Origin of the sequence: Nitrosovibrio sp. Nv4, assembly GCF_900215485.1 — a bacterium.
Taxonomy (GTDB): Bacteria; Pseudomonadota; Gammaproteobacteria; order Burkholderiales; family Nitrosomonadaceae; genus Nitrosospira.
On record NZ_OCMZ01000001.1, the window covers coordinates 1,719,282 to 1,744,468 of the forward strand.

Consider the following 25,187-nt stretch of genomic DNA (forward strand, 5'->3'; position numbering starts at 1 on the left):
CGATATCATTTTTCTGTCTGGGGCGGATAAAGGTTACTACAGGGAATGTGATGCCATACATCGCATGGGCCATGGTGTTGAGCGAGAAGGGAATCTCCCAAATAGGATGGACAGTAAAGGGTTAAAGCATTTATTCGCAGTTTTAATTAATTTTTCAACCGGAATTCAATGACCACTTCTTCGGATATTTTTAATGCCAGCATTTTGATCGTCGACGACAGGAAGGGTAATGTCGAACTGATCCGCGGCATGTTGTCCAGCGCGGGCTACGCGTCGGTCACCTCTACAGTGAATCCGCTTGAGGTTTGCAATCTCCATCGCACCAACCGATACGATCTCATCCTGCTCGATTTGATGATGCCAAAAATGGATGGATTCGAGGTAATGGAAGGTCTCAAGTTGATCGAATCGGAAATCGAAGGGAAAACCGGGCCGCAAATTGAATCCAGTGGTTGCCTTCCGGTTCTGGTGATCACTGCCCAGCCAGAGCATAAAGAGCGTGCGTTGCAGGCCGGAGCTAAAGGTTTCATAACCAAGCCCTTTGATCGGCTCGAGGTATTAACGCATATCCGAGACGTTCTGGAGATCCGGTTGTTGCAGAAAGAGTTGCAGCAATTTGTTGCAGGTCTGGAAACCACGCTCAGCGAACGGACCGCCCCCTTGCGCGAAACGGAAGAGCTGTTCGATCAGCTTGCCGGTAATCTTCCTCAAGTCTTCTGGGTTTGGGATATCCATGACGAAACGTTTCGCTATATTAATCCCGCATGGGAAAAAATGACTGGGCTGCGTGTCGCTCGTGGCGACAAACTGGCGAAATTTTTTGAGGCGGTTCACCCTGAAGATGTGCAGCGTGTTATCCGCGAAACAGGTGAGTTATCGCATGGGGGCGTGGACCATGATTACCGGTTGCTGCTTTCGGACAATACAATACGCTGGGTGCGTACACGTACCTTTCCGATAAAGGATTTGGCGGGTGTGCACCGCGTTGTGGGGATTATGGATGACATCACGCATAGCAAAGAAGCTGATCAGCGGCTACTGCAGCTCGCGCATTATGACGCGCTCACCAATCTTCCCAACCGTAATCTGTTTGACGAGTCGCTCCGGAAGCTTATCAAGCAAGCAGAAATGAATAACCGGATCATTTCGGTACTATTTCTTGATATTGATAATTTCAAGAATATAAATGACACCCTGGGACATGCAATCGGGGATGAGCTGCTGCGTCAGTTCAGTCTTCGTTTATTGGAATGTCTACGTGTTACCGATATGATCGCCCGGGTGGGTGGCGATGAGTTCGGGTGCATTCTGGTAACTCCTGACAATTCAGGGAACGCGGGAGTCGTTGCAAGTAAAATCAGAGAAGCATTACGCCGGCCTTTCAGTTTGCAAGGCCATGAAATCATCGTAACCGCGAGTATTGGAATCAGTGTTTATCCGACAGATTCCCTTGATGCGGATACACTTGCCAAAAATAGCGACATAGCCATGTATCGGTCAAAAGAAGCGGGCAGGGATACCTACCGCTTTTTTACGGCCGAAATGAACGCGCGAGCGATCGAAAAGCTTAATCAGGAAAATGCCTTGCGGCATGCACTCGATCGAAATGAGTTTGTTTTACATTATCAGCCGAAGGTGGATCTCTCGACGGGCAGGATTACAGGCGTCGAGGCACTGATAAGATGGAAGCGGCCAGGACACGGATTCATCGCTCCCCTGGAGTTCATATCGGTCCTCGAACAAACCGGATTGATCAATCGGGTGGGGGCCTGGGTTATCGAGAGCGCGTGTAAACAGATCGCCGAATGGCGGCTTTTGGGGGTTGGAGAAATTCCCGTGTCCGTCAACGTATCCGGCAGGCAGTTTTCACAAGGTACACTAAGCGAGGACGTTATTCGCGCCACCCGGCAAAACGATGTGCATCCGGAATTGCTCGAATTTGAATTGCAAACCGAAAGGGCGCTTAGAGAGAACAGCATCGATTCTGATTTGCTGGAACTGGAACTGACTGAAAGTTCTTTGATGACGCATGCAAAAAAAACGACCGGTGTTCTACAGAGGCTTAAGGTGTTGGGGATTCAAATTTCAATTGATGATTTTGGGACTGGCTACTCGAGCCTCGCCTACGTAAAGCGGTTTCCAATCGACGTGCTGAAAATTGACCGTTCTTTCATCGCGGAAATCACCACGAATCCCGCAGACGCTGCAATTACGACAGCGATCATCGAAATGGCGCATAGTCTTGATGTCAGGGTGGTTGCCGAGGGTGTAGAAACAGTTGAACAACTTGATTTTCTACGCGAACGAGGATGTGACGAAATTCAGGGTTACTATTTTGCGCGTCCGCTTCCCGCGAATGAGATTTCCGAATTATTTTTGCATGGAAACAGGTTTCTCAAGCCGGCGCAATCTCTCATCCTGTAATGGATGCCAGACTATTTGATTGATACGATAACCCTGCATAAGGCCCGGTTAATATATTGTCATATGATCGAGTAAGGCAGGGCAGGCTGGACAGCCAGTATTCAAAAAGCGTGCGGTTAGCTTGCAGCCTGTCGGACTTAAAGGAAATCGGCTGCAAAAGCATATGGCTGGTCCATATTTCGCCGCTTTTTCCAATAGAATAACTATTGGCCTTCAAAACCCTCAAAATCTGTCCTCACCCAGTCACTTTTTCGCTTCGATTCTTCAAGTCCGACAGGCTGCCAGGAAGAGCAATGCGCTGTTGAGGCAGAATCGGATAGAATATACCTTCATACGCTCCAGAGCGCCTCTCAAAAATTTCTCTTTTTCACCAAGCATGCGCTTTGCCTGTTTAGGTAGCGGTTCACAGGGTAACGGTCTTGTCGTCGAGGTGGCGGATACCCGATTACTACTGGATTGTGGATTTACGCTCAAGGAAACCATTATTCGTCTCTCCCGGCTCGGCCTAGAGCCCGGCATGATCGACGCAATCGTGGTGACTCACGAGCATAGCGATCATATCTGCGGGGTAGCGCGGTTCGCGCGCAAATTCGGTACTCCGGTATGGTTGACCCACGGTACGTTGCGCAGCGTGGAGAAGAAGTTTGATCTGTTACCCATGCTTAACATTATAGGGGGGTACCAGCGATTTTCCATTGGAGATATCGAGATCGAGCCTTATCCGGTTCCGCATGATGCCCAGGAACCGGCACAATTTGTATTCGGTGATGGCGCGTTGCGACTGGGCGTATTGACCGATACCGGTTGTTCGACACCCCACATCGAATCGATCCTGAGTCACTGCCACGCACTTGTGCTGGAATGCAATCATGATGCGCAGATGCTCGCGAACAGCAATTATCCCCACAGCCTCAAGCAACGTGTTGGAGGGCGTTTTGGTCACCTTGAGAACTCTGCCTCAGCGAATCTTCTAGCAAGTCTCGATTGCAGCCGTCTTCAGCACGTAATTGCCGCTCATCTGAGCCAGAAAAACAATACTCCACTGCTTGCTCAGACTATGTTGAGCCGTGCGTTAAACTGTGGAATAGACTGGATCGGTGTTGCCGACCAGAGTGATGGTTTCGGCTGGCGTCAGCTGATCTGATTCGCACCGGCACAAAAAAGCCGCCCTGCGGGGCGGCTTTTTTGGCATTCCGGGATTATTTTCAGCCCCTTCCCCGCTGAAATCCGGGGCTGTTACTGAAATTCGGTTTGAGAACGTCCGTCTTATTATTCTTTGGCCTCAGCGGGGGCAGTCTCATCTGATGGGGCAGCAGGCTTATCCGAGGCACCGGATGGCGAAGTAATTTTTGCGAAGTTCCCTTTTTCCTGTTCGGGAAGCGCCTGGTTCGGCTTACCACAGGCAGTCACCGTTATGGCAGCCAAGATAGCAGCGAGGAGCGTGCGTTTCATTATCTATTACCTCTAAGTTATTTGTAACAAAGCGTTAATTATATAATGAAACGCCCGCGTCGTTCAACTGCAAGCTTGAGAATGAGGTTGATGCCGAAGTTATTGCATTCTTTAAAGCCTTTAAAGCAATAAAAAAAGCCATCCCTGAGGATGGCTTTTTTGCCACGTACTATTTTTTTATTAATGACCTGCGGGGATGGCGCTTTGTCCCGGCGGGAGGGGATTGCCATTGCCATCAAGCGCGTGTCCAGGAAGAACAGCTTGCCCGGAGTATTCATCTTCCTCTGCAGCCGGTGCGGCGGAAACCTTATCGTCCGGAGCCTTAGTGGCTGGTGCTTCTGCACCGGCGGGACCACGTTCTTGATCCAAGGTTGTACCTTCTTCGGTTCTGGTTCCGTAAGTCGTCGAATTCTCGGGCAGTGCTTGTTTTGGTCTGTCGCATGCCGTGAGGGCAAGTGCCATCAAAGCGGCGGCAAGGAGTGAAAGTTTCATTATAGGGGCGTCCTTAAATAAAATGGAAATAGGTTGTGACGGGTCATATTATATAGCAAAAATAACCCTGACCAATCGAAATTTGCGAAACTTGTCGTTGAGTTCGGCAATTTATCGGGTTTAATCGGTCAATAAAAAAGAGCAATAAAAACTAGCTATCGCTGTCAATTACGTACCGGGTGCTTCTTTCTTGACTCCAGCACTGCCTGCATCCTGAGTACCTGCCGCCTCATCGCCAGGTTTATCAAGATCGTCAAAATTTGGTGCCGATTCACGTTCAACCGAAGCAGAGGGGGGCGGCTTGTCCATAGGATGTTTTTTGTATTCACAAGCGGTCAGCGTCAATGCCATCACGGCAACAGCAAGGAGAGAGTATTTCATTATTTAGCCATCCTATCGTTTCAGAGAAGTTCCATAGTGTAACAAAAGCGTTTGTGTCATTCAAATCGAGGATACGTTGAACGACTTCCTCCGGAAAGATCCGAAAAAAAAGCCGCCCCGAAGGACGGCGTTTTTTAAAGCATGCTTGTTGACATTAGTACTTGGGTTCTTCTTTCGGCGGTTCATTTTTCTTTGCCTCCGTCCCAGCAGCTTCAGATTCTTTCTGTGCTGCTTCAATATCTGCATCACTAAGCTGTCCTTCACGTTTTTCCCAGAGGCTGGGAGGGTATTGCCCCGGTTTCCCTTCACCAGGTTTTTTCTCTCTCATTTGGTCACACGCGGTTAATGATAGTGTTATCAGGGCGGCAGCGAGGAGCGAGTACTTCATTTTTTTAATCTCCTTTATAGATTTATAACGAACAACAAGTAATTATCAAACATTTCGGCCATTCAAATTTTGAGAGACCACCTATTCTATATAGCCACTATCTTAATAGCAGAATTAATAAATGTTGTCTAGTCGTTGTATCCCGGAGCCGAAATTAATAACAGTAATTCTCCTGAAACCGGCCGCTGTCAACTCATTCAGAACCGCGGCTAAACATTTGTCGCTACGAATTGTGTCTCTGGAAATAGGCCTCTATGAAAATTTAAAGACCCTGGCAAAAACCATCCGGACTTCTCACCCTGTAACTGAGAAAAGCAGAATTGACGAAATCTGCTGCAGGTATCACTCCCATACGTTCATATTTCAACATAACCATAAAGATACCATTGATAAAGAAGGGCAAGAGACTCGTCATCGAGATCTTCTGCAGTTGGCAACGCAAGGCAATCAGCTAATTTTCCCAATAATCGGCGTGCCTGGAAGCCAACCGTATAGGCGTCGCCATTCAGAAAAATACTTTTTCCGCTGCATAGCATCCTGCTTTTAAGATCCAGTTGTAGTTTTCCGTCTCTAACCTGATATACGAACGCTTGTTGCGTCATGGGTTGTGATGGCGGTGTAAAAAAAACATGAGGTTTAGGTTCGGTGAGATAGATTCCCAGAAAACATTCTATATCAGCACAACTCCATTTGATTTTATCAAGCGCGGCGCCCACCTGGCGCAACATGTCCGGACTAATGCGACCAGGGCGGGATTGAAAGCTGATGTCGGGGTCGTGATACATGCCTTCAATCACGCTATTGTCTTGCAGATAAATGAGAAACTGAGTAGCGAGCTCCTGATATGCAGGAGCCCGAAAGCCAATGGAATAGGTCATGCAGCGATCTGCCGCCACACCGTTGTGTGCGTAGCCCGGCGGTAGATACAGCATATCGCCCGGTTCCAACATCCATTCCTGCTCCGGCCTGAAATCACACAAGATTTTTAATGGTTCATCCTTGATCAGGGTCTTATCCTGCTGGGCTGATATCTGCCAATACCTGCTCCCCATACCCTGCAGTAAAAACACATCGTATGAATCGAAATGGGGCCCTACCCCTCCCTCCTCGGGCGCATAGCTCACCATTAGATCATCGAGCCGAGCATGCGGGATAAAATTGAATTTCAGCAGCAATTCGCGGGCTTCGGGCAGAAAGTGGTTGACATCCTGTACCAGCAGTGTCCAGTTTTTCTTTGGCAGACGCGAAAAAATGCGAGATGTGAAAGGACCATGTCTGACCTCCCATTTTCCATTCTTTTGCGTAATCAGCCGCGATTGCGCATCGTCGCGGCAGGCGAGACCGATAAGGTCCGTGGGAGTCAGAAGCCCCTGAAATCCCGGTAGGGCTCCACGTATGAGCAGAGGCTTTTTCTGCCAGTAATCTCGGAGAAAATTCCTGGGGGAAATATTCCCCAGCAGCTTGGTTTTCATAGCAGATTCCAGGCGCTGCAAGCGCTATCGTTAAAACCGGCCTTGCCTGCCAAATCAACGTGCCAGATTGGAAAGCTCAAGCGCAAGATCAGGCGCAGATCAGCCGTTCAGCTTATCTGCCTCGCATGAACATCTTGTCGAGATCCGTGAGGCTGATTTCGAACCACTTAACATGTTGTGATTTTACAATCACTTAACAATTTCAGGTGGTGCAGGGGTTGACAGTGATGTATCAGTAACACTATGATGCGATTCGCACAATATTGATTCTCGAAAAACACGACTCAGGAGCGACTTGAAATGAAACTCACGAACACTGCAATCGACGCATTGGATGCCGGAAAAACCATACGAGACGACGCGGTAAAAGGGCTGCATGTTATCAACAAGAACGGCAGCAAGGGCTTTTATATGTACTACCGGACAAAGCTCGGCGACGAGCGGCGGCCAAAGCTCGGCGTGTATGGGATTATAACACTCGCGCAGGCGCGGGATATGGGCCGTGACATCTTGGCGGAAGTAGCCTTGGGCAACGACCCTAAAGCGGCGAGGGACCGTGAGAAGGGTGAGCCCACCATGGACGCCCTGTTTGATTACTGCATGAAAGAAGTGTGGAACAAAGGGCGCGCTTGGGACAAACAGATAGGGTGGGCTTACAATGCCCATGTTCGATCACGCCTGGGCAAAATGCGTGTGCGGGCGGTGGGCTACCAAGACGTGTTAAACCTTCGCAACACAATGAAGAAGTCACCATACGCGGCGAATCGGATCGTCACCTTCATATCCAAAATGTTGAGCACGGCCGAGCGCTTGGGCTGGCGCGCTGCCGGGTCCAACCCGTGTACCCTGGTTGAGAGATTCCCCGAGCGAAAGAGACGCCGCTACGCAACGCCAGCGGAACTTGTCGCAATATCCAGGCTGCTTGATGCAGAATCCGAAAGAAACCTGCGGTCGGTCGCGTTCATATATTTGATCATGTTCTCAGGCGCTCGGCCTTCCGAGATCGCAAAAGCGTTGCCGTCGCAGATCGAGCGCATAGAGAAGGATGGGTCTGTCCACGGTATCCTGCGGCTGCACGGTAAAACATCGGACAGCACAGGCCACGACAGGGTGGTGTTCCTGCCCCCGCAGGCCATGCGCGTGATAGACAAGCTACCTAAGAACCTCGGAACCATCACAGGCCTTGCGGCGGCGCCTACGGCGTTGTGGGCTCGGATACGTAAGGCTGCGGGTTGCGAAGATTTGTGGGCGCGGGACCTGCGGCGCACATTCGCCACCGTTGGATTTTCAGCGGGGGAGAATGCGGGCATGGTTGGGGAGTTGCTTGGGCACCAGTCCGCGCAGACCACGAAGATATACGCGAAGCTGATGGAGGATCCCGCTATGGCTTCCAGTGCCCGGATCGCTGACCGGATGGAGAAGCTGCTTACTTCTTCACAGCCTCAATAAGAGCCGCCTTCCCCATGGCGCAGTTGTTGTACAGTTCGCCGACCTCAACGAACTTCCTTACAATGGCTGCGCCAGTTTTATTTTCCAGTGGCGTCAGGGGCGGGCAGGGGCTTAACAGGTTCGCCGGTATGTAGTTTGCCCGCGATGGCTTCGTTGATGAGGCGCAACCCGTCATCGTCAACACACTCACGCAGATACACAGCGCGCTCAACAAGCCGCGGGATTCTTTTTTCAATGGTTTTGTAAACGATTTTGCTTTCACCTTTAGATACCTCCAACGCTGCCGATAATTGGTTCATGCCCAGGACGGCCGTTTCAAAATCCTCAAGCGCCACCCGGTCATCCTTCGCCGCTCTTGCCTCGTAGTGGTCCGATGTAACTTTCCAACTGGCCGCAGCGCCAGCCCCGAATATCAGGGCCGCGACCAGTCCATACCACGCTAAAAGTGGCATACGCCAATCTCCTATACTGTGAATGCAACGCCACGGAAAAAGACAAGACCCGCTTCCTCGTCGATCACTTCCAACAACTCGGGCGGCATGAGCTTGCCTTTGTGAAACGTCAACACCGCAAAGCCCGATCGGTGATTGGCCGGGCTGTCTTCAGCGTAGGTGAACTGCGGCCCGAACGGGTGGGCCAGCGTTCCAGTGTCCACCGCGTATCTCGTCCCGTTGTAATCAGTGTATGGCCGGACTTGCAGCGCGTGCAGGTGGCCCGTGACTACGGACGTGCCAGACTTCAACACGTTGTTGTAAGCGGCGTGGATACCGTTGTGCCACCGATGCTTAACCATCGTGTGGCCGTTGACCATGAGCGACATGCCAAACTTCCACCTGGGGAAATGGTCCTTCAGGTTAAAGCCTGGCACGCCCTCGAATTCCGGGACCATGGCTGATAGCTTCGTGTTGAATCGCTGATCGTGGTTGCCCCAATTCCAATGTAGCGCGCCGTTACCCATCGCTTTCTCTATCTCGGCGAGCCTGTCCTGTACAGCTTCGAGTTCCTGCTTAACCGATGGCCGGGCTTCCCACATGATGCGCCCATGCCTTCCGGCCGTAGGCCCGTCGAATGCATCGCCATTGGTGATGTACATGTTGGGCTTCATGCCTTTGATCGCGGACACGGCGGCCCGGTGCGCTGTCGAAACAAGCCCCGGCCAATAGTGCTTGTCAGATCCCACGATGATTACGCCGTTCTCCATTTCCACCTGGACCCGCACGCTATCCGCGGGCATGGTTATTTTCATGTCGGGACTCTGCGGCTTGTCACTGCCGAGCTTTATCTTGCGTTTGTTTTCTATGCGGCGACGGCGGGCGTGCAGATTTCGCTCGCTCACGTCCAGGACTTTCGCCATCTCGGAAATGGAAGGGTGTTTATGCCAGAGTGCTATAAATTCTTCTTCAGAACAGGCAGCGCGCATAGGGTTAGGTACCAGCGGGGTAAAAATAATCGATTGTAGGGGCTTACAATCGCTCGGTTTTTAGGCAATTTCTACGATCTTGGGCGGCTTACCTTCTTTGAATCTGCGCCACCGCCCAACGTACCCGAGAGATTCCATATAGGCATTAAACCGCTTCATTTCCTCGCCGAACGGACCGCGCAGGAATTTCTCAAGCAGCTTGAATTCGTATGTGCCATCGGCATAAAGCTCGACCGCCAATGTGTAGAGCGTCGGGCCGGGGATATTATTTGCGTCTCGATGGACGCGGATATAACCCACTCGGCTGGTGGGTTCGGCCCATTGAAGCGTTAGCTCCGCATCGCGGAAGGCGAACTCGATGGGCTTCAGGACTTCTTGCATGACTCACTTGCAGCTTTGCGCCGAACGACCAGCCCGTAGCAATCGTTCGCACGGACCCGGCAACTCTTGCCTTTGACCGTCTCACGCCACCCGATGAATGAATCACAGGCTGCGGCGTAATCTTCTTCGGTTTTGGCTGCGTTGAACTTCGGGGCGATCTCCCGGCATATCGCACCAGCGCCAGCGTTGTACGACTCCTTTACCAGCGTGTCGTATTCCGATTGCGACAACTGCCCGGTGAGGCATTTCTTGAGGGGTCCTTCGTAATCCGTCTTGATCTCGGATATGAACCGGCGCAGAGCTTTTGGCGGGGTGGTTGTGTCGCCCATCCTGACGCCTTTCGTGCTGCCGAATCCCAGAGTGGGAACGTCGCCAGGGACGGGGATGATGGCCTCGCTGGTGTAGTACTCATCCAACGCCAGCCCAACGGCGCCGGCCGCTGAAAACGCCAGGACTGCTACGGCTGCGCGGAACTTAGTCATCGCCTTTGAACTTGTCCCAAAACTTCTTGAACATCCACGCCACCTGCAACACCGTATATATCGCCGTGCCCCAAAGTATTATGCTCGGCAACAACGCCTGTACTTTCTCGAAAAGGGCGACGACCCAAAGGACGGCCAGTTTTACAGATGGGTGGACGTTGTCGTTCATGACTGAATTACAGAAAAGAGCCGACGCCTGCCGAGTCGTATTTCTGGCAGTTGGTAACAAGGAGGCGCCCGTTTGCAGACGAAGGGGCTACGAAGTTTTGAGCCGTCCCTACGCCGCCGGAAATAAGGGTGCATTTATCCACCGAGATTGTTCCCAGGGCGCCCCAAACATTGAACAGGCTATCAACGCAGCTTGTGGACAGTTGGCACCCGATGAAGCTCAAATTCATTACGCGGGTATCCATGTTGATAATGTTGATGATTCCGTAAGTCGATTGCTCAAACCACGTGCCCGTGATAACGGTGGGGCGAATCCCCGAAGCGGTGGGAATTCCGAAGTCGTAGTTGTTCTTGACGAACACGCCGCCTGATATCGTGTGCCCGTCGTACGATTCGGGGTTCAGGTAGTCCAGCACGATACCCGTGTCGCAGTAGGTCATGCGGGGCTGTTCTATCCGATTCCCCGAGCCGAATAACTGCAAGCCATAGAAGCAGGACGTACACCATATGTTCCTGAAGTGGCAGTCGAAAATCCCAACGCCGGTAGGTTCTGCGTTTCCGCGTATGCCGTATTTCAATTTAGCGAACAGCAGGTTCTCGAAGAAACCCACCGCCGAGTTGTAGTTCGTCAAGGTGGAGCCGCCGAGTATTCCGGTAACAGGGGTGGTCACGGACACGTCTTTGGTGAAATGCAGCTCGCGGAACGTAACCCGGTGGAGCGATTCGTTCGATGTGTCGAGCATTACGCCACCCGCCGAATCAGACGGAAACCATAGTAAGGTGGTGGACGCCATGCTCTCGCCGATAATGCTTACCCCGGCCAGATACCTTATCGTCGCGCCTATCCGGTAGGTGCCTCGGGGAATAAACACTTCCCCGCCGCCAGTGGACTTGACGTGCGCGATCGCCGCGTTAATCGCTGCTGCATCGTCTGTCACGCCATCGCCCACCGCGCCAAACGCCGCGTCCTTCACGCTGACTGTGGCGCCTCCTGAAGATGGAGTCAGGCTTGGGCAGTTCAAAATCGCAAAACCGCCCATGTCCAGGTTCGCGCCCATCTGGTTAGGTCCTGTGCCATCCCTGGATAGCGTGTTTTCGATTGCTACCTGAATGGCGGCGTTGTTCGCTGCGTTCGCAGCCGGTATGTCAATCAACCCGAGCTTCATCTATCTAACTCTCCTTGCTTGTATGCGCCCGAAAGCGGTAAGTGTGTCTGCGCTGAAGGCCGCCGAGGCCACCAGGTAATACGTTGTCGGTGCTGCGATTGAAACGCGCCGAACCGGGACGGACACGCCGAGGTTTATCAAGCCTGGGACAAATGCGCTGGTCGCGTGTGAATCGGAATGGTTCACGTCGGTTGTGTTTGTTGTCGTACTGGAAGAAGCCACCAACGTGGTAATCGATGTTAAAGCCGACGTGAGGAAAACAATAACGCCGCTCAAGTCCCAATCGCCGGGGGTGAGCGTCAAGCTGGTTACGTTTTTGTCCACTGCGGAAGTGAGGCTGACGCCGGGTGTTAGCACCACTGAGCTTAGATATTCTCCGACTTGCCCCGCTGCCGCGTTGTCGTTGGTGGTGGTGCCGCCTATCTCCGTAACCCCTGAAAATGTTTTATTCCCGCCGATAGTTTCGTTACCGGTTAACCCGACCGCGCCGATAGTGGCCCGTGCCGTCGCAGCGTCCGCGTCGTCAAGCAGGGTTTCCATGAACGTTGTCACTTCTACCGCGCCGACAGACACTTTATTCTCCAACCCGTCCGCTGCCGAGTTCCAGCCAATAACGCGCCCCGCCACTGGCTCCGGGAGTTCAAGGGACGCGCCGGAAACATCGGTGTCGGATAGGTGAAACGATCTATCTGTGCGCTCGGAAAGCCGTTGCGCCACCATCGTAAGGCGGTCGTAACCCTTTTCGAGTTCTTCGGCCGGAAGTGGGTCGTTCTCCACCAGGTCGAGTGGCTGCGTTATAGCCGGATCCCGAAGAATCACAATCTCGTCTGCGCTCGCGGGCGCCGTCACGAATTGAACGTTAGTGCCACTGGTGTATGGCGCCGTGCCTGAAAGCGTGTAATGCGTGGTAAGCGTCTTGAGTACGCCGTTCTGATAGACCTTGAGATCCGCCGCAGCCAAAACGTAATACGGAAACGAGAACGACGTTGTCGCTCCGTTCCCCGTGTACTCTTTCCGGTTGGTCGTTGATGTGATAGTCATGATGTGATTATCCCATTATGGTCTGAATATCGCAACCTAGTTGGGTAAAGAATTCAACTCTTCATTTGCGGCTTTCGATAGTTCGATCATGCGGAAATAAAGCGTGTCAATGATCTGGCGCTTCTCATCGCCGGGTATATCGGGGTTCTTGTGGATAAGCCTTATGAGTTTCGAATGCTCGGTTAGCGTCTCCTTCACACCGTCAAGTTGCACCATTGCATTCTTATCGAACGCCATTGTCTTTTCGACAGCTTCAACATCGCCTTCGGCGGCCTTGCGCCGGATTGTCTCGAAAGACTTCTTGCGCTCGCTGTATGTGTCGTAGAAGTCCTGTATCGACTGCGCTGTGCCTGAAGGGTAGCGAACCACGAAAGCCTTTATGACGGGAATATCCGCAAGCGTGGCGGCAGGTTTTTCAGGATCAGGTAACACACCTGATTCACGCAGACCTTTATCCGCAATCTGCAATGCGTATACACCCAGGCCACCGGACCATGCGCGGAGATAGTTCTCAATAAGCACAGGCGTTGTCAGCGCACGGGCCGTGCCGCCGATGAGCGTGTCTTCGTCGGATATTGATTTCTTCTTGAGGCCGGGGAACGACCCAATCAACGCGCCGAGCGCCTTGGTGGTTTCTGTCGTGTAGTCGTTGTACTGATACTCAGGCAGAATGCCCTCCATGTGCGACGGAATGAGCGGGTTGCCCGAGAACAGGCTGCGGTTCGAGAACTGTTCGATGACAGGGGCGGCCGCCGTGGGTATCATATTGGGCAAAAACGCCTGGCTTATCGTATTCTCCATATCCTTGAACGCGTCGGGGTTGTCGTTGAAATACGACTCCATGACCCGTTCAGGTATGCTGCCAAAAATGATCCCCAATTCAAACGGCTTCGGTATCCGGTATACATGCTCGTCAGTCATGATGATCCAGAATAGGTCCTTCTGCCAACGGGGTATCTCGTTCCAGCGGTGGTCGTCCTTGTTCGCCATGTAGAGCAGGATCGAGGGCAGGGTGATGCTCGCACCCGTCTTCACCGTACTGGCGACGGGGTTTTCCTTGAAGGCGCGCACCGTCCTGTCAAGCCCTTGGACATGGGCATTCAGGAAGGCGCTAATCATATTCATGGCCCGCATCTTCGAACCGATGCGGGCGAAGTCAAGGGTTACTTCCCTTGACGCCATGCCTGCGGCCTGTATGTTCGCCTTGGACGTGTCGGTTCCGGCGGCCCTTCTGAACTCCCCGAGCCGCGTGGAATCCTCGATAAGCTCTGAACTGATGCGCAGGATCTCAAGGGGCGACTTCGCCACGTTCCATGCGCGCGACGCTAAACCGGTATCGCCTGACAACTTGAATATATGCTCTTGCAGATAACGCCTATCGACAGCCACGAGTGCCGAGTTTGCGCCACCGGATTTAAGCCAGTTCTGGAAATGCTCGTCCCTCTTCGCAATCGACATGGCGCCCTTCACCATATCGAACACCGGTAGGTACCCGGCTTTGGATAGGACAAACGCGGAAGACTGATCTCGCACAAGATTGCGCATCATGAAGTCGGGGGATAGCACTGATCCGGCCCGAAGCGTTTGCGCCGGTACTGCCAGTATCTTCGTGAGAATCCCCACGGTTTCACTGTCCGCAGCCTTGAACGCCTTCGCCACTTCGGGATCAACTTTGTATAACTTCCGTTTTCCGTTCGTGAACACCGCTATTTCATCCGCGCCGGTGACGGACTTCGCGGCGCTCACGAACTCCCCGAGTTCAGGCGCAGCCTCAGACAAGCCGTGTTGTCTTAGAAATTCTGCGGTCGCGTGGTCTACCGGTGTGGTAGCCTTCAGCGCGATAGAAGTTCCGGGGGCGGTGGCTAGGACGGTGCTTTCGGAGCTTTCGGACGGCACATAAAAATCTTCAGGCCTGCCCGATTTATTCGCCATCTCAATAAACTTAGCGCCTACCGCGTTCCTTTCGGCGAGGGATATGTATAAATACGTGTTTTTTATTATCGATTCGATGGGGTCAACTATGACCCGTTCCGACCCCTTAATTTTCTTAACCGGGTCCTTCGTCGTCAAGCCCCTGCCGGACGTGGTGCCGCCAACCTCCCCGCCGTCTAGCACGCGGAAGAATGGTACGTAATCTTTATTCGCCGCTTTCATTGCTTCAAGCGCTTTGTCGGATATAACGCCCGAGTCTTTAAGATACTCGGCGAGTCGGTTTTGGTAGTCCACCATACCTTTTAATATCGGCTCGTACTTTACGCCCGCAGAATTAACTACCTCTTTGGCCGCAGCTAGATCAATGCCCGACTTGATTCCCCTGCCGTCCAGTTCGAGCGACCTCTTCGCTGCGGCGTAGGCCCGGACAGCATTGAGGTCGTCCTTCACAGGGTCTAGTATGGCTTTTAATGACTCGCCGTTATTGCGGTAGCTATCAAAACGAAATGTCCCGTGTTCCAACATCTGATCTGCCTTGCCAAACGTGCCCCGCGTAAGCCTGGCGAGTTGGTACGGATCCTGACTTGTTGGTAGCTTCCCGTTGGATGCCTCTTTGACCGCTTCCCTTATGGGGTTGAGATCGTCAATTACCATCGTGTAAAGCCGTTCAAAAGATAGCGGGTCTTTTGGGTTGTGCCCCCCGACGCTTATCTTGCCGAGCACGTCATCACGGGCTTTTGCCGTTGAGTCAGAAGCATAATCCACGTCCTCGACGCCTTGTTGCTTGCCTTTGAAACCACTCGACCCTCGCCCTTGCTCCACTACATCTTTTACCGCCAACTCTGAACCAGCGACTTTCAAGTCGGTTACGCCGGCTTTTGCCGGAAAATCGGGGGCTTGCTTTGCGTACGACCGGGGCACCGCTACATTCGTCGCCGCCAGGTCTTGCGCCACGGTCGGATCTTTTTGCACATCGGCCAAGACTTCGTCCGGTTTCCGGCCTGTTTCGCGGTAAACGTCGCGCAGCTTGGCCGACATTTTCATCGACCCCTTTAGCCCACCAACCATGATCGCCGCGTCAATAAAGTCATTCGCGTTCGGCACATGGCCTTCAAGCGCGCTGCCGACCGATACCATCGTTGTAACTTCAGCCCCGAATGTACCCGCCGCTCGCGCGGTAGGAGCCGCAGCCGCCAGTGCCTTGCCCGCCACAGCGCCGGCGCCGCCGGTGGCCGCACCAGTTAACCATCCTTTGGCGGTATCAATGAATATGCCCGAGGCACGGTCCCAAAACTCCCCGAAGGTATTGAATTCGCCTTTGGTGTAAGCATCCATCAGTGTCGCGCGCAAACCGGCGGGCAGGGCGAACGCACCGGCAGCGCCTATCACCGGGCCACCACCTGCCGCCAACGCCGCGCCACCGATCATTGCGGGGAGATCACCCGCCAGCGTTGCCGCGCCGGAAGCAATACGGGACGCCCTGGGCGCGTCGGCGGCCAATGCTTTGTCCGGTGCCTCGCCGCGCGCTACAAGCCCCGTGACGGACATTTGCCAGCCCGCTTCGATGGCTTCCGTGAAAGAGGTAACGGGCTTGGGTTCGCCGCCTTCGGCTGCCGGTTTCTTCGCTTCCACGTGATTGTCGTTAAACATCTTGACGAGCGGCTTTGGATCGAAGGGCGGTTTGCCGAAATAGGTGTCGATCTCGCCGTCGTTAAATCCCGCCTGAGACAGTTCCTTGCGCTTACCCACCGCCCAATCGCCCACTTCTTCATCGGAAAATCCTGCGGCTTTCAGTTCGTCTATTCGTGCCGTGGCTGTCATTTAGACCCCATGCGGGCTAGGTACTGCTCCGGTGTTTCACCCGGCTTGCGGGCGCGGTCTTCCGCCATGAGCGCTGTGGGCTTGCTTCGCAGTCTGTTTGAATACTCAGCCATCGACTGTTGCATGGTTTTCTGGAAACCGGACAACACCTGCGGCTTCCCGAGAAAGTCAGGCTTAGACGGGTCGAACAGGTCGTAAGGATTCTTGCCCGCTTTCCGGTACGCCTCTACTTGCTGGTCAACGTAGAATCCGAACTCATAAACCTGTTGCTTGCCGCTCGCGTCGATCTTGCCCATCATTGGGTTGGACTTGTCGATCTGCGGGGATATACCGCTCATGAAATCGTTGCGCCGCTTCCCGAGCTTTTCCCCCTCCGGTGTTCGCGCGTCGGCGACTTCCTTCCGCAGTCGTGTGAAATCCTCGAAGGACAATTGCTTTTTAATGTATGCATTGTTCAGTTCGGCCTCGTCGGTAATTTTGCGCGGGTCGTCAGTCGGCGCATGAACACGGCTGAACAAGTCGAGCATGACAGACGGGACGGTCTTTATAGGTGCTTCCACCACTTCTTTATTTCGCGTGCGCAGCACATTCAGGAAGTGCTCTTTACTGCCGCCGCCCGTGGGCGCCAGCTTGGAGTTGAGAATCATCTTGGTGGTCAATGTGCCGTTCGCCATTGCCTGTACAATTTCCTCTTGCGTCGCGATCTCCTCTTCCTTGCGCGCCTTTATTTCAAGCGCCTCAACACGGCGGGCCTCGACCTCTTCCGCATTCAGCGCGACATTTGCGTGTCGCTCAAGAATCACGCGCTTGTCGGCGTCAAGAAATTGATCCCACCGGCCGTCGCTTAATTGCTTCAGCGCAAGTTGCGGCGACAAATTTATGACGCCCTGCACGGCGGACATGGCCATCTGCTCTTTGGTCAACCGAAGCAGCGGTTCCCGTTGCGCCGAGGGTATCCGCGAGTACGAGCCATCAGGGTCGTTCAGTGAGCCCAGTGCGGACGCAAGCAACCTGTCGAATTGGGTAGGGTCGTTGACCAGTACGTTACGGTGCGAATCAAGGGTGCTCTGGTATTGCTGCTTGGCGTGTATGCCCGCAAGCTCGCCCCGAACCGCCATTGCCTGCTTAGTGAAATGGCCTTTAAGCTGCCCCGCAGCCTGCCGGAACGTGCGCCTGCCGTTTGCCGTCGTGTAGTTCGCTTCCTGCGCACCTATGTGCGCGTCAAACTCTTCCAGAAACTTATCCGCCCAACCATCGTCCCCCGGCTGCGCCGTGTTGCCGAGCTCAGTCAGCTTGGCTGTCCATTCAGCGTTTATTTCCGCCGCTGCGACATGCGCGTTTGTCACTTCCTCCTGTGATTCGCGCTCCTTTATCATGAGGCCGGCACTGCCTATATCCCGCCCCGCGCCTTGGACAGCCTGGCCGAGCCGGAACATTCCGGGTCCGCCGAAGTCACTCTCCCTTGCACGGCGGCCGGGTATGTCCGCAGCCGCCGAAACGCTTGTCTCGTATTCTTTAATCCGTGGCATCTAAGCTACTCCCCCGGCGCCCATTGACGCGCCCTTCGCGCCCATGTTGATCGCACTACCTATCCCGCCGATGATAGCCGACGCGGCTTCCATCCTACCCTGCTTCATGGCGTTCTCGCCGCTGAAACGTTCGAGCGTGGCTTCGTCCTGAAAACCTATCGCCTTGAGTTCACCCTTGTACTTGATGTTCATTTCATCCAGCTTGGCTTCCGCGGCGCTTGACGCGAGTACGTCCAGCGGTGAACCTTCCATCGCTATTCCCGAAGCGCCATACGCCGCTCGCATCGCGCCTATCTGCCTTCGCGCATTTCGGTTATGCGCGGCCGCATCCCTCGACGCCTGCTGGCGGGATATGGTAGCGTTGCGTTGCGCGATCTGCGCGTTGTACAGCGCCACGTCCTTTTGCGCCTTGGCCTGGCTCATTGCGCCCATGGCCGACATGCCCGCACCCGCCAGTGCAGCCACCACACCTACGGCAATCAATCCCATATCAGGCCCTCACTCTTGAATACATCGCACTCGCGGTTCCGTTCGGGTGGAAGGCTGCCATACAAGGCGCCTCCACTTCAAACCCGAGCGCCTTCGCCCATCGGTGCCCATTTTTGAAATCCACATCAACATACATTTCCAACCTTTTGTATTCAAGCGTGTTTATGTAATATTTTACCAAGTAGTGTATTTCGACGAAGTCCCGTTTAGTCATATCGTCACCGACAAATGACCACATCAATCCCCGCTGTTCCCACAGAGGCGTCACCCCGCCGCACAACACCGGTTTACCCTCCTTTAACAGTGTGAACGCGGTGTCGCCTTCCAAAGATTTAAGCTCGTCGATCTTTATGTAGGGCCGTAAATGCTCTTGTGCCGGTTGCAGGTTCAGCCGTGCGATGTGCTCAGCCTTGAACGGTAGAAACGATATCATCTGTCCTGAGTGTGCAACTGCGGCATGATCGCGAGCACGGTGCCTGGTAGCGGCTGGTCCCATCGCCAGCAGATGTAATTCTCGTTGCTATAATCGCCTTCCCATGTGAAATCCCCAACGTCGCCGGTAAATAAAGGCACGGCCTGGCCCGCGTTGTTGGCCGATGTGCGAAACACCAACCGGGTTAGATTGTCGAAGCTCGGGCCGACTTTCAGGCCCAGGCTATCAAGCACACGGATAACAACCTTGTGCGTCCGTTGCGTTTTTCCTTGCGCCGTGCCGTCCGCCGCTCCCGCTTCGAGTCTCAACATTTGCCCGTCGCTGTTGTAATTATATCCTAATTGCACGACGCTTCCAGCGCGGGCAAGTGTAACACCCCCGTTTGCAGTCACTGTAACATCGGGGTGCGTTGCCCCGTCCACCAGGCATTGAATTGTTTCGCCCGCCAGGTGGTGCAATCCACTAATCGACGTGGTGGCCGAACCGTTATAAGTGAGCCCGCAATCTACATAAAAGGCGTTGGCCTGAGTATCGTCCTGCTCCCACAGCTTCGTCATGTACTCAACGTACCGCTTGACCCCGCCGTTGATGTAGCGTTTAACCACCATCCACAATTCGTCGCGTGTGCCGTCTGCTGCGGGGATAACCGCGACAGATTCCACAAGCGCCGTTTCGGTATGCCCTGCGTCCGAATACCCGCCGAGTTCATGCTTGTGCCAGCCGAGAACTTTCTGGTCGCGTTCGTAGGTCATGCCTGCGAGCACGCCGTCGTTACGCGCGGCCCACACAATTGACTGCGGATCTTGCTGGTAAGCAAGTTCCTTCAAACCCGTGCGTGTTATGTGCTCGGATAATATCGTCATGTCCGGAGCGCGGAACCCGTCAACCTCATACACGTACGCAAGTTCACGAATTTTGCGCCCTGACTTCTGTATGAACAAGACGGCTTTACCGGCGCGCACGGCCTGTGTGTTTGTGCTGCCGTGCGCCGTTGACTGCTTGGCGGTTATATTCGTGGGTGATAACGCCTCGCTTTGCGATGAGGGCCGAATAATCCACTCCCCTTCTGCCGTCCCTACCAGCAGCGCCTTTTCGTCGCCCTTCATCCAGCGTATAACCTGCACGTCGTCGCTATTCATTGTCGCGGCCACGGCGTTGTCGGCAGCCACCACGCCATCGGTTGCGGTCGGCGCGAAGTTCTCATAGTCGCCCGACTTGGACCCGTCAACGCGCTGCGGGTCTGAACTGCTGCCACCGAAGAACAAACGGTCCTCGAAGAACGTCACGCAGGAAGGGTAGCCGGTGGTGTCTGAGTAGAGCCCCAGGCGCCATGAAGCGCTGGCGGTCGTAGCGCCGAATGCGTTCACCACGTCGGCATTTACAAACGTCGGGGACCCCACAAAAGTTATACGGGCGTAGCCCCACGTGCCGCCGTGCTTGATGCGGACAACCCTGCCCACATCGGTTAACGCAGTGAAAATTGCTGCGCTCGCAGTGAGGGTGATAGCACCTGTTGTTGCACTCGGGGTTATCGTCGTCGCCGTCGGGTTGGTCGTAAGATAAGGCCCGTCAAGAAATGTAATGGCTGTCAGCGTCCAGGCCGTATGCCCGGTGCGCGTCAGCTTGCGGGGTGCGTAGCTTGGGTGCGTGATGTAGAGCACGTCAGCGGACTGCGTAAACTTCAACTGGAACAGGTCCGCTTCGGCGTATGGCGTTGCTACTGTATAAACCCTTGACGCCGTCCCGCCGCTGCTGTACGCGGTGAACGCAGTGGAGTCTACACCGGACAACTCAAACGTATTAGCCGCAGCGTTGACATTCGCCACGGTCGCGCGGCGCCCGTTAAGTTCGGTCATGCCTACGATACCCGCCAGATCCATGTGGTTGCCGTTGGCTGGGTCTGTACCTGTGTAAGTCAGCACGGCGGGGTTCGCACGCGTTATTCCGGTTATCGTCAAACCTGTTTCCGTGACAGGCCCATTGTTGCGCTTGAAGCGCACATACATGTCACCAAACTCGATTATGTACGCTTGGGTGGTCGAGAACTTGAAGGCCACAACACGGGTGGCCTTGCTCGAATCCTTGACCTCGTCGCTGAAATAGGTAGCGGGACGGCGCGTGAGTCCGCCCTGGACGTAAGGCACATGGTTCAGGCACCGCGCCAGCGAGTTCTTGTACGCGTCGAAATCGACACGGCCCAACAACAAAGGGGACACTTCCCCACCGTTAAAACTGCTCTGGATCGGGCTGACCTTCGGCATTACCGCCTCACCGCCAACCAAGGATCTTCAGGCGCGTCTTCGGAAATGTTCTCGAAGGCGTTGGCCTGCCGCGCTTCCCGTATCGCCATCTTGTACTCGTTAAATGCGTCTGCTTTTTTCTGGTTCGATTGCGTCAGTTCTTCGCAGATATGCCAAGCCAGCTTTGCCGCGAAAGCGTCAACGAACAGCGGGTCGAATACTGTAGGATCTTCCACACTGGATATATAGAGTATTTCCAGGGTGTCGCCGTCGTTTGTGAGTATGGCCGCGGAACCGCCGTGATTCTCTATTTTCCAGTCGAGGCCGTGACGCGACGGGGGCAGGATGCGCAAGCAATCCGACGGCAGCGTGAACGCATAGCCAAAATCGAAATCAGGCGCCGTCGCATCCGGCGCAAGCGTTGTGCGTTTGACAGCGAAATTCCATTTGTGCGCGCGTAGCTCCCGATCGCGCACCAGTTCATAGCAGTTGTTTATCGACCGCGCATTGCGGCTGTCCTCTGTCAAAGACGTGATGCGGGCCGCGCCCAATTTCTGTAGCGCGAGGTTCGCTATTGATACGTCGGATACCGCCATCTCTATCTCCTACTTCTGCGACGAGCACTAACAATCCATTCCGATACCGTTGGAGTCGGCTCAGGCTCGGGGGCTACCCCGTTCGAACCTGTTACCCACACACCAGACAACTCAAGCACACTCCTAAACCCACCCGGTGCTGCGGTAGTGCGCTTTGATAGCCACACGCCCGACAACTCGAGTACGCTTCTAAAGCCGCCCGCCATATCATGCGGTGTCCACTGAAGTTATTGGCTCCGCTGCGGCGTCCGTAGTAATCGCCTGAGTGCCAAGAGTCGTCAGATCGTCGGGCTCGTACGTGACTAGGTTCGCGCCGCTGATAGCCACTTTGTTCACAAGTTTAGCGACCGCTCCGCCCAGGGACCGGAAACCTTTTGCATCGCCATCGGCCGAGGCTAGCGCGGTTGTCAAGCTGCGGCGAATTATGTGGTCGGCTACGCGGTTCGCTACAACCGCTTTCAAGTCGGCGGCTGTCTGTAGCGTGGCGTCTACCTTGCCCGCGTCAGTGAATGTAAGGCTGTCGGTTTTTGCTTTGATAGCGGCTATTTCGGTATCGAGAAAATCGTCAATAATGTTGACGCTGGCCTGCGTGGCTAGTGAGGTTAAACCCGAGCCCGTGGCTCCGATTAGACCAAAACTGTCGCCGGTTTGCGGGAAAGTTGGGAATGCCTGCACGGCTGCTGTTAGCGCACCCGTTCCCTTGAATTGAAAGGAGACATGATCGTAATTCGTTTCCGCCTGTGTTGGCTGGTATTGATGCAGACCGCTACCCTTGTGAGTAACCGTGCCGCCGCCCGCTGTCAGCGTGCCTCCATCCCCTTTTACCGATACGGTCACCGTGCCGGTGAAGTCGCTACCATCCGTTGCGCTGCACATCTGAGCATCAATAACCTGGGAAGCAACATTCTTCTTCATCGTGTCATGCCTATCATTACGTTGCTATTGCGCGCCCATGCCGGATTGAAACTTGATGGCGCAGCGCTGGTTGCCCATAACCTTCTCGCCGGCGCTTTGAATATCTGCCAAGGGTCTACGTATAGAGCCAGAACTTCTCCGGCAGAGAAAGCTCGATAGAAGAGCCCTATCGTGTCTACATCTCCCGACCAGTTACTATCTCCGTCATAGTCTGCTCCCACACCAAGATACTGTGAGGTAGTGGCGGCAGTAGCGGCCTGCCTGCTTACCTCCCTACCGTTGACATAGAGTATTGCGCTGGACCCGTCGAACACACCGAGAACAAAATCCCGTTTACCGACTACCTGTTGCCCACCCACGTTCACGTCAAGCGCCGAACTGTTCACCGTGAACATGTATTTTCCGGAAGAATCAGAGCCTAGATAAATGCCTCCGGTGTAACCGGTAGAAAGAAACCGAAAGTAGGAATTGTGAACTTTCGAAGGGCGAACCCACGCAAATATCGTGAACTTCTTCCCAATCGGGTCAATCGCTTTGTCGCTTCGGTAGTAGCCCGTACTCGAAAAATTCGTGGCGCGACCATGATCCCGGACTATAGAGGTAATTCCAGAGAGGAAGGGGCTAAAGTGGTTGCTGTTGGCAATATTCCGCCCATCAATCTGAAGCGGAGAAAGTATCACCGCGTCGGCGTACTCCGGGGAGGGCGGCGGAGAGTACTGCGGCTGCGTTATATGCCTCTGTTGTAGTTGGATCACGCCCATTTTAGACCGCCGTTGTTAGCTCGCTCAAGAAAGCCTCAACTGTTACCGCTTGGCCGGTGTTGCCGGTGAATTCAACCTCAAGGCACATAACAGCCGGGTCAATCGGCATACCAATTTCAGTAACCTCGCTTGCCTTTGTTCCCCCGCCGTAAGACGCTATTGTTTTCCAATCGGCGCCCGCAGACGCGGCGGCCGGAAGGGTTGAGTTATGCGCTATCAGGATATTGCACAAACACTGAACGGTTGGCCCCGTCCCGCCGTTTGTTATCTTGATTGTGAGGATGCCCCCGCCTTGAGCCGCGTTAAGATCAACCCTTCCTCTCGTTGTTGCTCCGGCTGCGTTGCTTGCCGATGCGACTAGTGTTCGAGCGTTTTTCGTTAATGCCATTAAGCCCCCTGCGCAAACACGTTTACCGCGCTGTTAACCGCCGTTTGTACCGTTGCGTCATCAGCCCCGGTAATAACAGCCAGGGTTGCAGACTTGTTCTGAGCCAGTACCGGCCACATCATTTTCAATCCGGCGGCCGCAGGGTCCCCGAATACCGTCTTAGCCCAGGCCAAGCGGTTTACATGGTTCGCGACCGTCTCCGCTTCAAGCATTATGTCTGTCGCCGCCACAACCACAGCGACACGCACTTTGTTGATCAGCGCTGTATTTCCGGAAGCGGAGAGAAGTTCGTCGTAAGTAGCCATCAGATCCCGGCCGCGAGTTCATTGATCGCCGCACGCGCTTTGGCGATTTTCGCTTCCAGAGAGTCGAGTTCCACTTTCTTAACCTCAATACTGTCTCTCAACTCTGCGTTGTTCTTTTCCAGTTCCGCCGTGCGGTCGCGTGTATCCAGGAAAACCGCATCGGCCTTCTCGCGCCGTTGCACAAGCTCGGCGTCGGCTTTCTTAATCAATGCGTCGGCTTTGGCTTTGGCGTCGGCGATAATCTTTCTTGCGTCGGCTCTCACCGCCAGTAGGTTACCTTCCGCTTTGTTCGTTTCGGCCTGAACCCGAGTCGCCTGTTCGTGCAGTGAAGCCACGTGGGCTTTGAGTTCCATCACGTTTTGCTCGTACCCGGCCAAAACCTTTAAGGCGTTTTCAGCTTCCTGGAACGCCTTGAATACTTTCGTCATGCGCTGGATTTCCACCAGCGCGGTATTCAATTCACTCATCGTCCGCGCCTCATAAAGAGCACAACGGTAAGGCTCGTCGTTCCGTCGCCCGCTGTGACACTCGGGCGCACGTACTTGACGATCTCCGTCGCTTGCTCAAGCCCCGCCGCTGTTTTGGTAATCGCGTTCCCTTGGGGATCGGTAAGGGCGTACCAGTTTGCGCCGTCGTTTGAGCCCTGCAAGGTCACAGATCCGCCGACGCCGAAAGTGCCGTCCACTTGCGCTGACATATCGGCGTGGTCGAAAGAAACCAGAGGCGCGCCCGTGTCGCCATTGGCAAGCCCCGTCCAGGTTATCGTTGAAGTGTTACCCGAATCGTCACGGGTTAATGCTTTTTCAGCCATTGGTCAACCCCTTTTAGGCGGGCGGGAATGCGTCTTTCTTGATGTAGTCCTCGATTGCGCGCAGTCCGAAGAGGGCGGCCTGCTTGGACATCCCGGTAGCGTCGTAAGTCACGCGAACTTCAATCGCGTCACCCGCCACGGAAGCCGCACCTTCCGTTACCTTGTCGATTGTGTGCTCACCGAGCACCACGCTGTAATAACGATCTGCCATTTGATGCCTCTTAACTTAGGCAGGGGCCGAAGCCCCTTAC

Annotated in this window: 27 protein-coding genes; 3 read left to right on the top strand and 24 right to left on the bottom strand. The window is 54.2% G+C overall.

All coding sequences use genetic code 11. The annotated features are described in order from the left end of the window. The first annotated feature begins 168 nt into the window (after window positions 1-168). Entirely contained in the window at window positions 169-2,424 is a 2,256-nt protein-coding gene (locus tag CRO05_RS07755) for an EAL domain-containing protein (protein WP_097066505.1), read from the top strand. Between the two features lie 376 nt (window positions 2,425-2,800). Further along, window positions 2,801-3,568: an MBL fold metallo-hydrolase gene (locus tag CRO05_RS07760; protein ID WP_097066752.1), complete on the top strand. Its 768-nt coding sequence runs from the start codon at window positions 2,801-2,803 to the stop codon at window positions 3,566-3,568. Window positions 3,569-3,914: 346 nt separating this feature from the next. On the opposite strand, the gene CRO05_RS15485 is transcribed toward CRO05_RS07760, so the two are convergent. From CRO05_RS15485 to CRO05_RS07785, 4 genes are all read right to left on the bottom strand, one after another. Continuing rightward, on the bottom strand, window positions 3,915-4,154 hold the full coding sequence (locus CRO05_RS15485) for a hypothetical protein (protein WP_159462705.1): 240 nt from the start codon (window positions 4,152-4,154) through the stop codon (window positions 3,915-3,917). Window positions 4,155-4,536: 382 nt separating this feature from the next. Further along, window positions 4,537-4,749, bottom strand: a complete 213-nt coding sequence (locus CRO05_RS07775) for a hypothetical protein (protein WP_097066507.1) — start codon at window positions 4,747-4,749, stop codon at window positions 4,537-4,539. 154 nt (window positions 4,750-4,903) lie between these two features. Continuing rightward, on the bottom strand, window positions 4,904-5,137 hold the full coding sequence (locus CRO05_RS07780) for a hypothetical protein (RefSeq protein WP_090877269.1): 234 nt from the start codon (window positions 5,135-5,137) through the stop codon (window positions 4,904-4,906). 356 nt (window positions 5,138-5,493) lie between these two features. Beyond that, window positions 5,494-6,609: a cupin domain-containing protein gene (locus tag CRO05_RS07785; RefSeq protein ID WP_097066508.1), complete on the bottom strand. Its 1,116-nt coding sequence runs from the start codon at window positions 6,607-6,609 to the stop codon at window positions 5,494-5,496. Window positions 6,610-6,909: 300 nt separating this feature from the next. On the opposite strand from CRO05_RS07785, the gene CRO05_RS07790 reads away from it, so the two are divergent. Beyond that, entirely contained in the window at window positions 6,910-8,058 is a 1,149-nt protein-coding gene (locus CRO05_RS07790; RefSeq protein WP_097066509.1) for an integrase family protein, read from the top strand. Window positions 8,059-8,135: 77 nt separating this feature from the next. Here the strand turns inward: CRO05_RS07790 and CRO05_RS07795 are convergent, their stop codons facing one another. From CRO05_RS07795 to CRO05_RS07885, 20 genes are all read right to left on the bottom strand, one after another. Further along, window positions 8,136-8,510, bottom strand: a complete 375-nt coding sequence (locus tag CRO05_RS07795; protein WP_097066510.1) for a hypothetical protein — start codon at window positions 8,508-8,510, stop codon at window positions 8,136-8,138. A gap of 11 nt (window positions 8,511-8,521) precedes the next feature. After that, complete coding sequence (locus tag CRO05_RS07800; RefSeq protein ID WP_097066511.1) at window positions 8,522-9,412, bottom strand: hypothetical protein; 891 nt, start codon at window positions 9,410-9,412, stop codon at window positions 8,522-8,524. 126 nt (window positions 9,413-9,538) lie between these two features. Beyond that, window positions 9,539-9,859, bottom strand: coding sequence for a hypothetical protein (locus tag CRO05_RS07805; RefSeq protein WP_097066512.1), 321 nt, complete (start codon window positions 9,857-9,859; stop codon window positions 9,539-9,541). Beyond that, window positions 9,844-10,341, bottom strand: coding sequence for a glycoside hydrolase family 24 (locus tag CRO05_RS07810; RefSeq protein ID WP_097066513.1), 498 nt, complete (start codon window positions 10,339-10,341; stop codon window positions 9,844-9,846). Before CRO05_RS07810 ends, CRO05_RS07805 begins: the two co-directional genes overlap by 16 nt. Then, on the bottom strand, window positions 10,334-10,510 hold the full coding sequence (locus tag CRO05_RS15490) for a hypothetical protein (protein ID WP_159462706.1): 177 nt from the start codon (window positions 10,508-10,510) through the stop codon (window positions 10,334-10,336). The genes CRO05_RS07810 and CRO05_RS15490 overlap by 8 nt, the downstream gene beginning before the upstream one ends. 7 nt (window positions 10,511-10,517) lie before the next feature. Further along, window positions 10,518-11,675 (bottom strand): glycosyl hydrolase family 28-related protein, encoded by a 1,158-nt coding sequence (locus CRO05_RS07815; RefSeq protein ID WP_097066514.1) that lies wholly within the window; start codon window positions 11,673-11,675, stop codon window positions 10,518-10,520. Next, the gene (locus CRO05_RS07820) at window positions 11,676-12,716 is read right to left on the bottom strand and encodes a hypothetical protein (protein WP_097066515.1); all 1,041 of its coding nucleotides are present in this window, start codon (window positions 12,714-12,716) and stop codon (window positions 11,676-11,678) included. 36 nt (window positions 12,717-12,752) lie between these two features. Then, window positions 12,753-16,469: an LPD38 domain-containing protein gene (locus tag CRO05_RS07825; protein ID WP_097066516.1), complete on the bottom strand. Its 3,717-nt coding sequence runs from the start codon at window positions 16,467-16,469 to the stop codon at window positions 12,753-12,755. After that, entirely contained in the window at window positions 16,466-17,998 is a 1,533-nt protein-coding gene (locus tag CRO05_RS07830; RefSeq protein WP_097066517.1) for a hypothetical protein, read from the bottom strand. The genes CRO05_RS07825 and CRO05_RS07830 overlap by 4 nt, the downstream gene beginning before the upstream one ends. After that, complete coding sequence (locus CRO05_RS07835; protein ID WP_097066518.1) at window positions 17,999-18,487, bottom strand: hypothetical protein; 489 nt, start codon at window positions 18,485-18,487, stop codon at window positions 17,999-18,001. It abuts the gene before it with no gap. Between the two features lies 1 nt (window position 18,488). Further along, on the bottom strand, window positions 18,489-18,920 hold the full coding sequence (locus CRO05_RS07840) for a hypothetical protein (RefSeq protein ID WP_097066519.1): 432 nt from the start codon (window positions 18,918-18,920) through the stop codon (window positions 18,489-18,491). Further along, window positions 18,917-21,181 carry a hypothetical protein gene (locus tag CRO05_RS07845; protein ID WP_097066520.1) on the bottom strand — a complete coding sequence of 755 codons (2,265 nt, stop codon included), beginning with the start codon at window positions 21,179-21,181 and terminating at the stop codon, window positions 18,917-18,919. Before CRO05_RS07845 ends, CRO05_RS07840 begins: the two co-directional genes overlap by 4 nt. Beyond that, complete coding sequence (locus CRO05_RS07850; RefSeq protein WP_097066521.1) at window positions 21,181-21,756, bottom strand: hypothetical protein; 576 nt, start codon at window positions 21,754-21,756, stop codon at window positions 21,181-21,183. Before CRO05_RS07850 ends, CRO05_RS07845 begins: the two co-directional genes overlap by 1 nt. Before the next feature lie 207 nt (window positions 21,757-21,963). Continuing rightward, the gene (locus CRO05_RS07855) at window positions 21,964-22,671 is read right to left on the bottom strand and encodes a hypothetical protein (RefSeq protein ID WP_097066522.1); all 708 of its coding nucleotides are present in this window, start codon (window positions 22,669-22,671) and stop codon (window positions 21,964-21,966) included. Continuing rightward, the gene (locus CRO05_RS07860; protein ID WP_097066523.1) at window positions 22,668-23,432 is read right to left on the bottom strand and encodes a LamG domain-containing protein; all 765 of its coding nucleotides are present in this window, start codon (window positions 23,430-23,432) and stop codon (window positions 22,668-22,670) included. Before CRO05_RS07860 ends, CRO05_RS07855 begins: the two co-directional genes overlap by 4 nt. A 1-nt stretch (window position 23,433) precedes the next feature. Next, window positions 23,434-23,820, bottom strand: a complete 387-nt coding sequence (locus CRO05_RS07865) for a hypothetical protein (RefSeq protein WP_097066524.1) — start codon at window positions 23,818-23,820, stop codon at window positions 23,434-23,436. After that, window positions 23,820-24,125: a hypothetical protein gene (locus tag CRO05_RS07870; protein ID WP_097066525.1), complete on the bottom strand. Its 306-nt coding sequence runs from the start codon at window positions 24,123-24,125 to the stop codon at window positions 23,820-23,822. The genes CRO05_RS07865 and CRO05_RS07870 overlap by 1 nt, the downstream gene beginning before the upstream one ends. Next, window positions 24,125-24,592, bottom strand: a complete 468-nt coding sequence (locus CRO05_RS07875; RefSeq protein ID WP_097066526.1) for a hypothetical protein — start codon at window positions 24,590-24,592, stop codon at window positions 24,125-24,127. The genes CRO05_RS07870 and CRO05_RS07875 overlap by 1 nt, the downstream gene beginning before the upstream one ends. Beyond that, a complete protein-coding gene (locus CRO05_RS07880) occupies window positions 24,589-24,936 on the bottom strand; it encodes a hypothetical protein (RefSeq protein ID WP_097066527.1) in 348 nt (115 codons plus the stop codon). The genes CRO05_RS07875 and CRO05_RS07880 overlap by 4 nt, the downstream gene beginning before the upstream one ends. A 13-nt stretch (window positions 24,937-24,949) precedes the next feature. Then, on the bottom strand, window positions 24,950-25,147 hold the full coding sequence (locus CRO05_RS07885; protein ID WP_097066528.1) for a hypothetical protein: 198 nt from the start codon (window positions 25,145-25,147) through the stop codon (window positions 24,950-24,952). Between the last annotated feature and the right edge of the window lie 40 nt (window positions 25,148-25,187).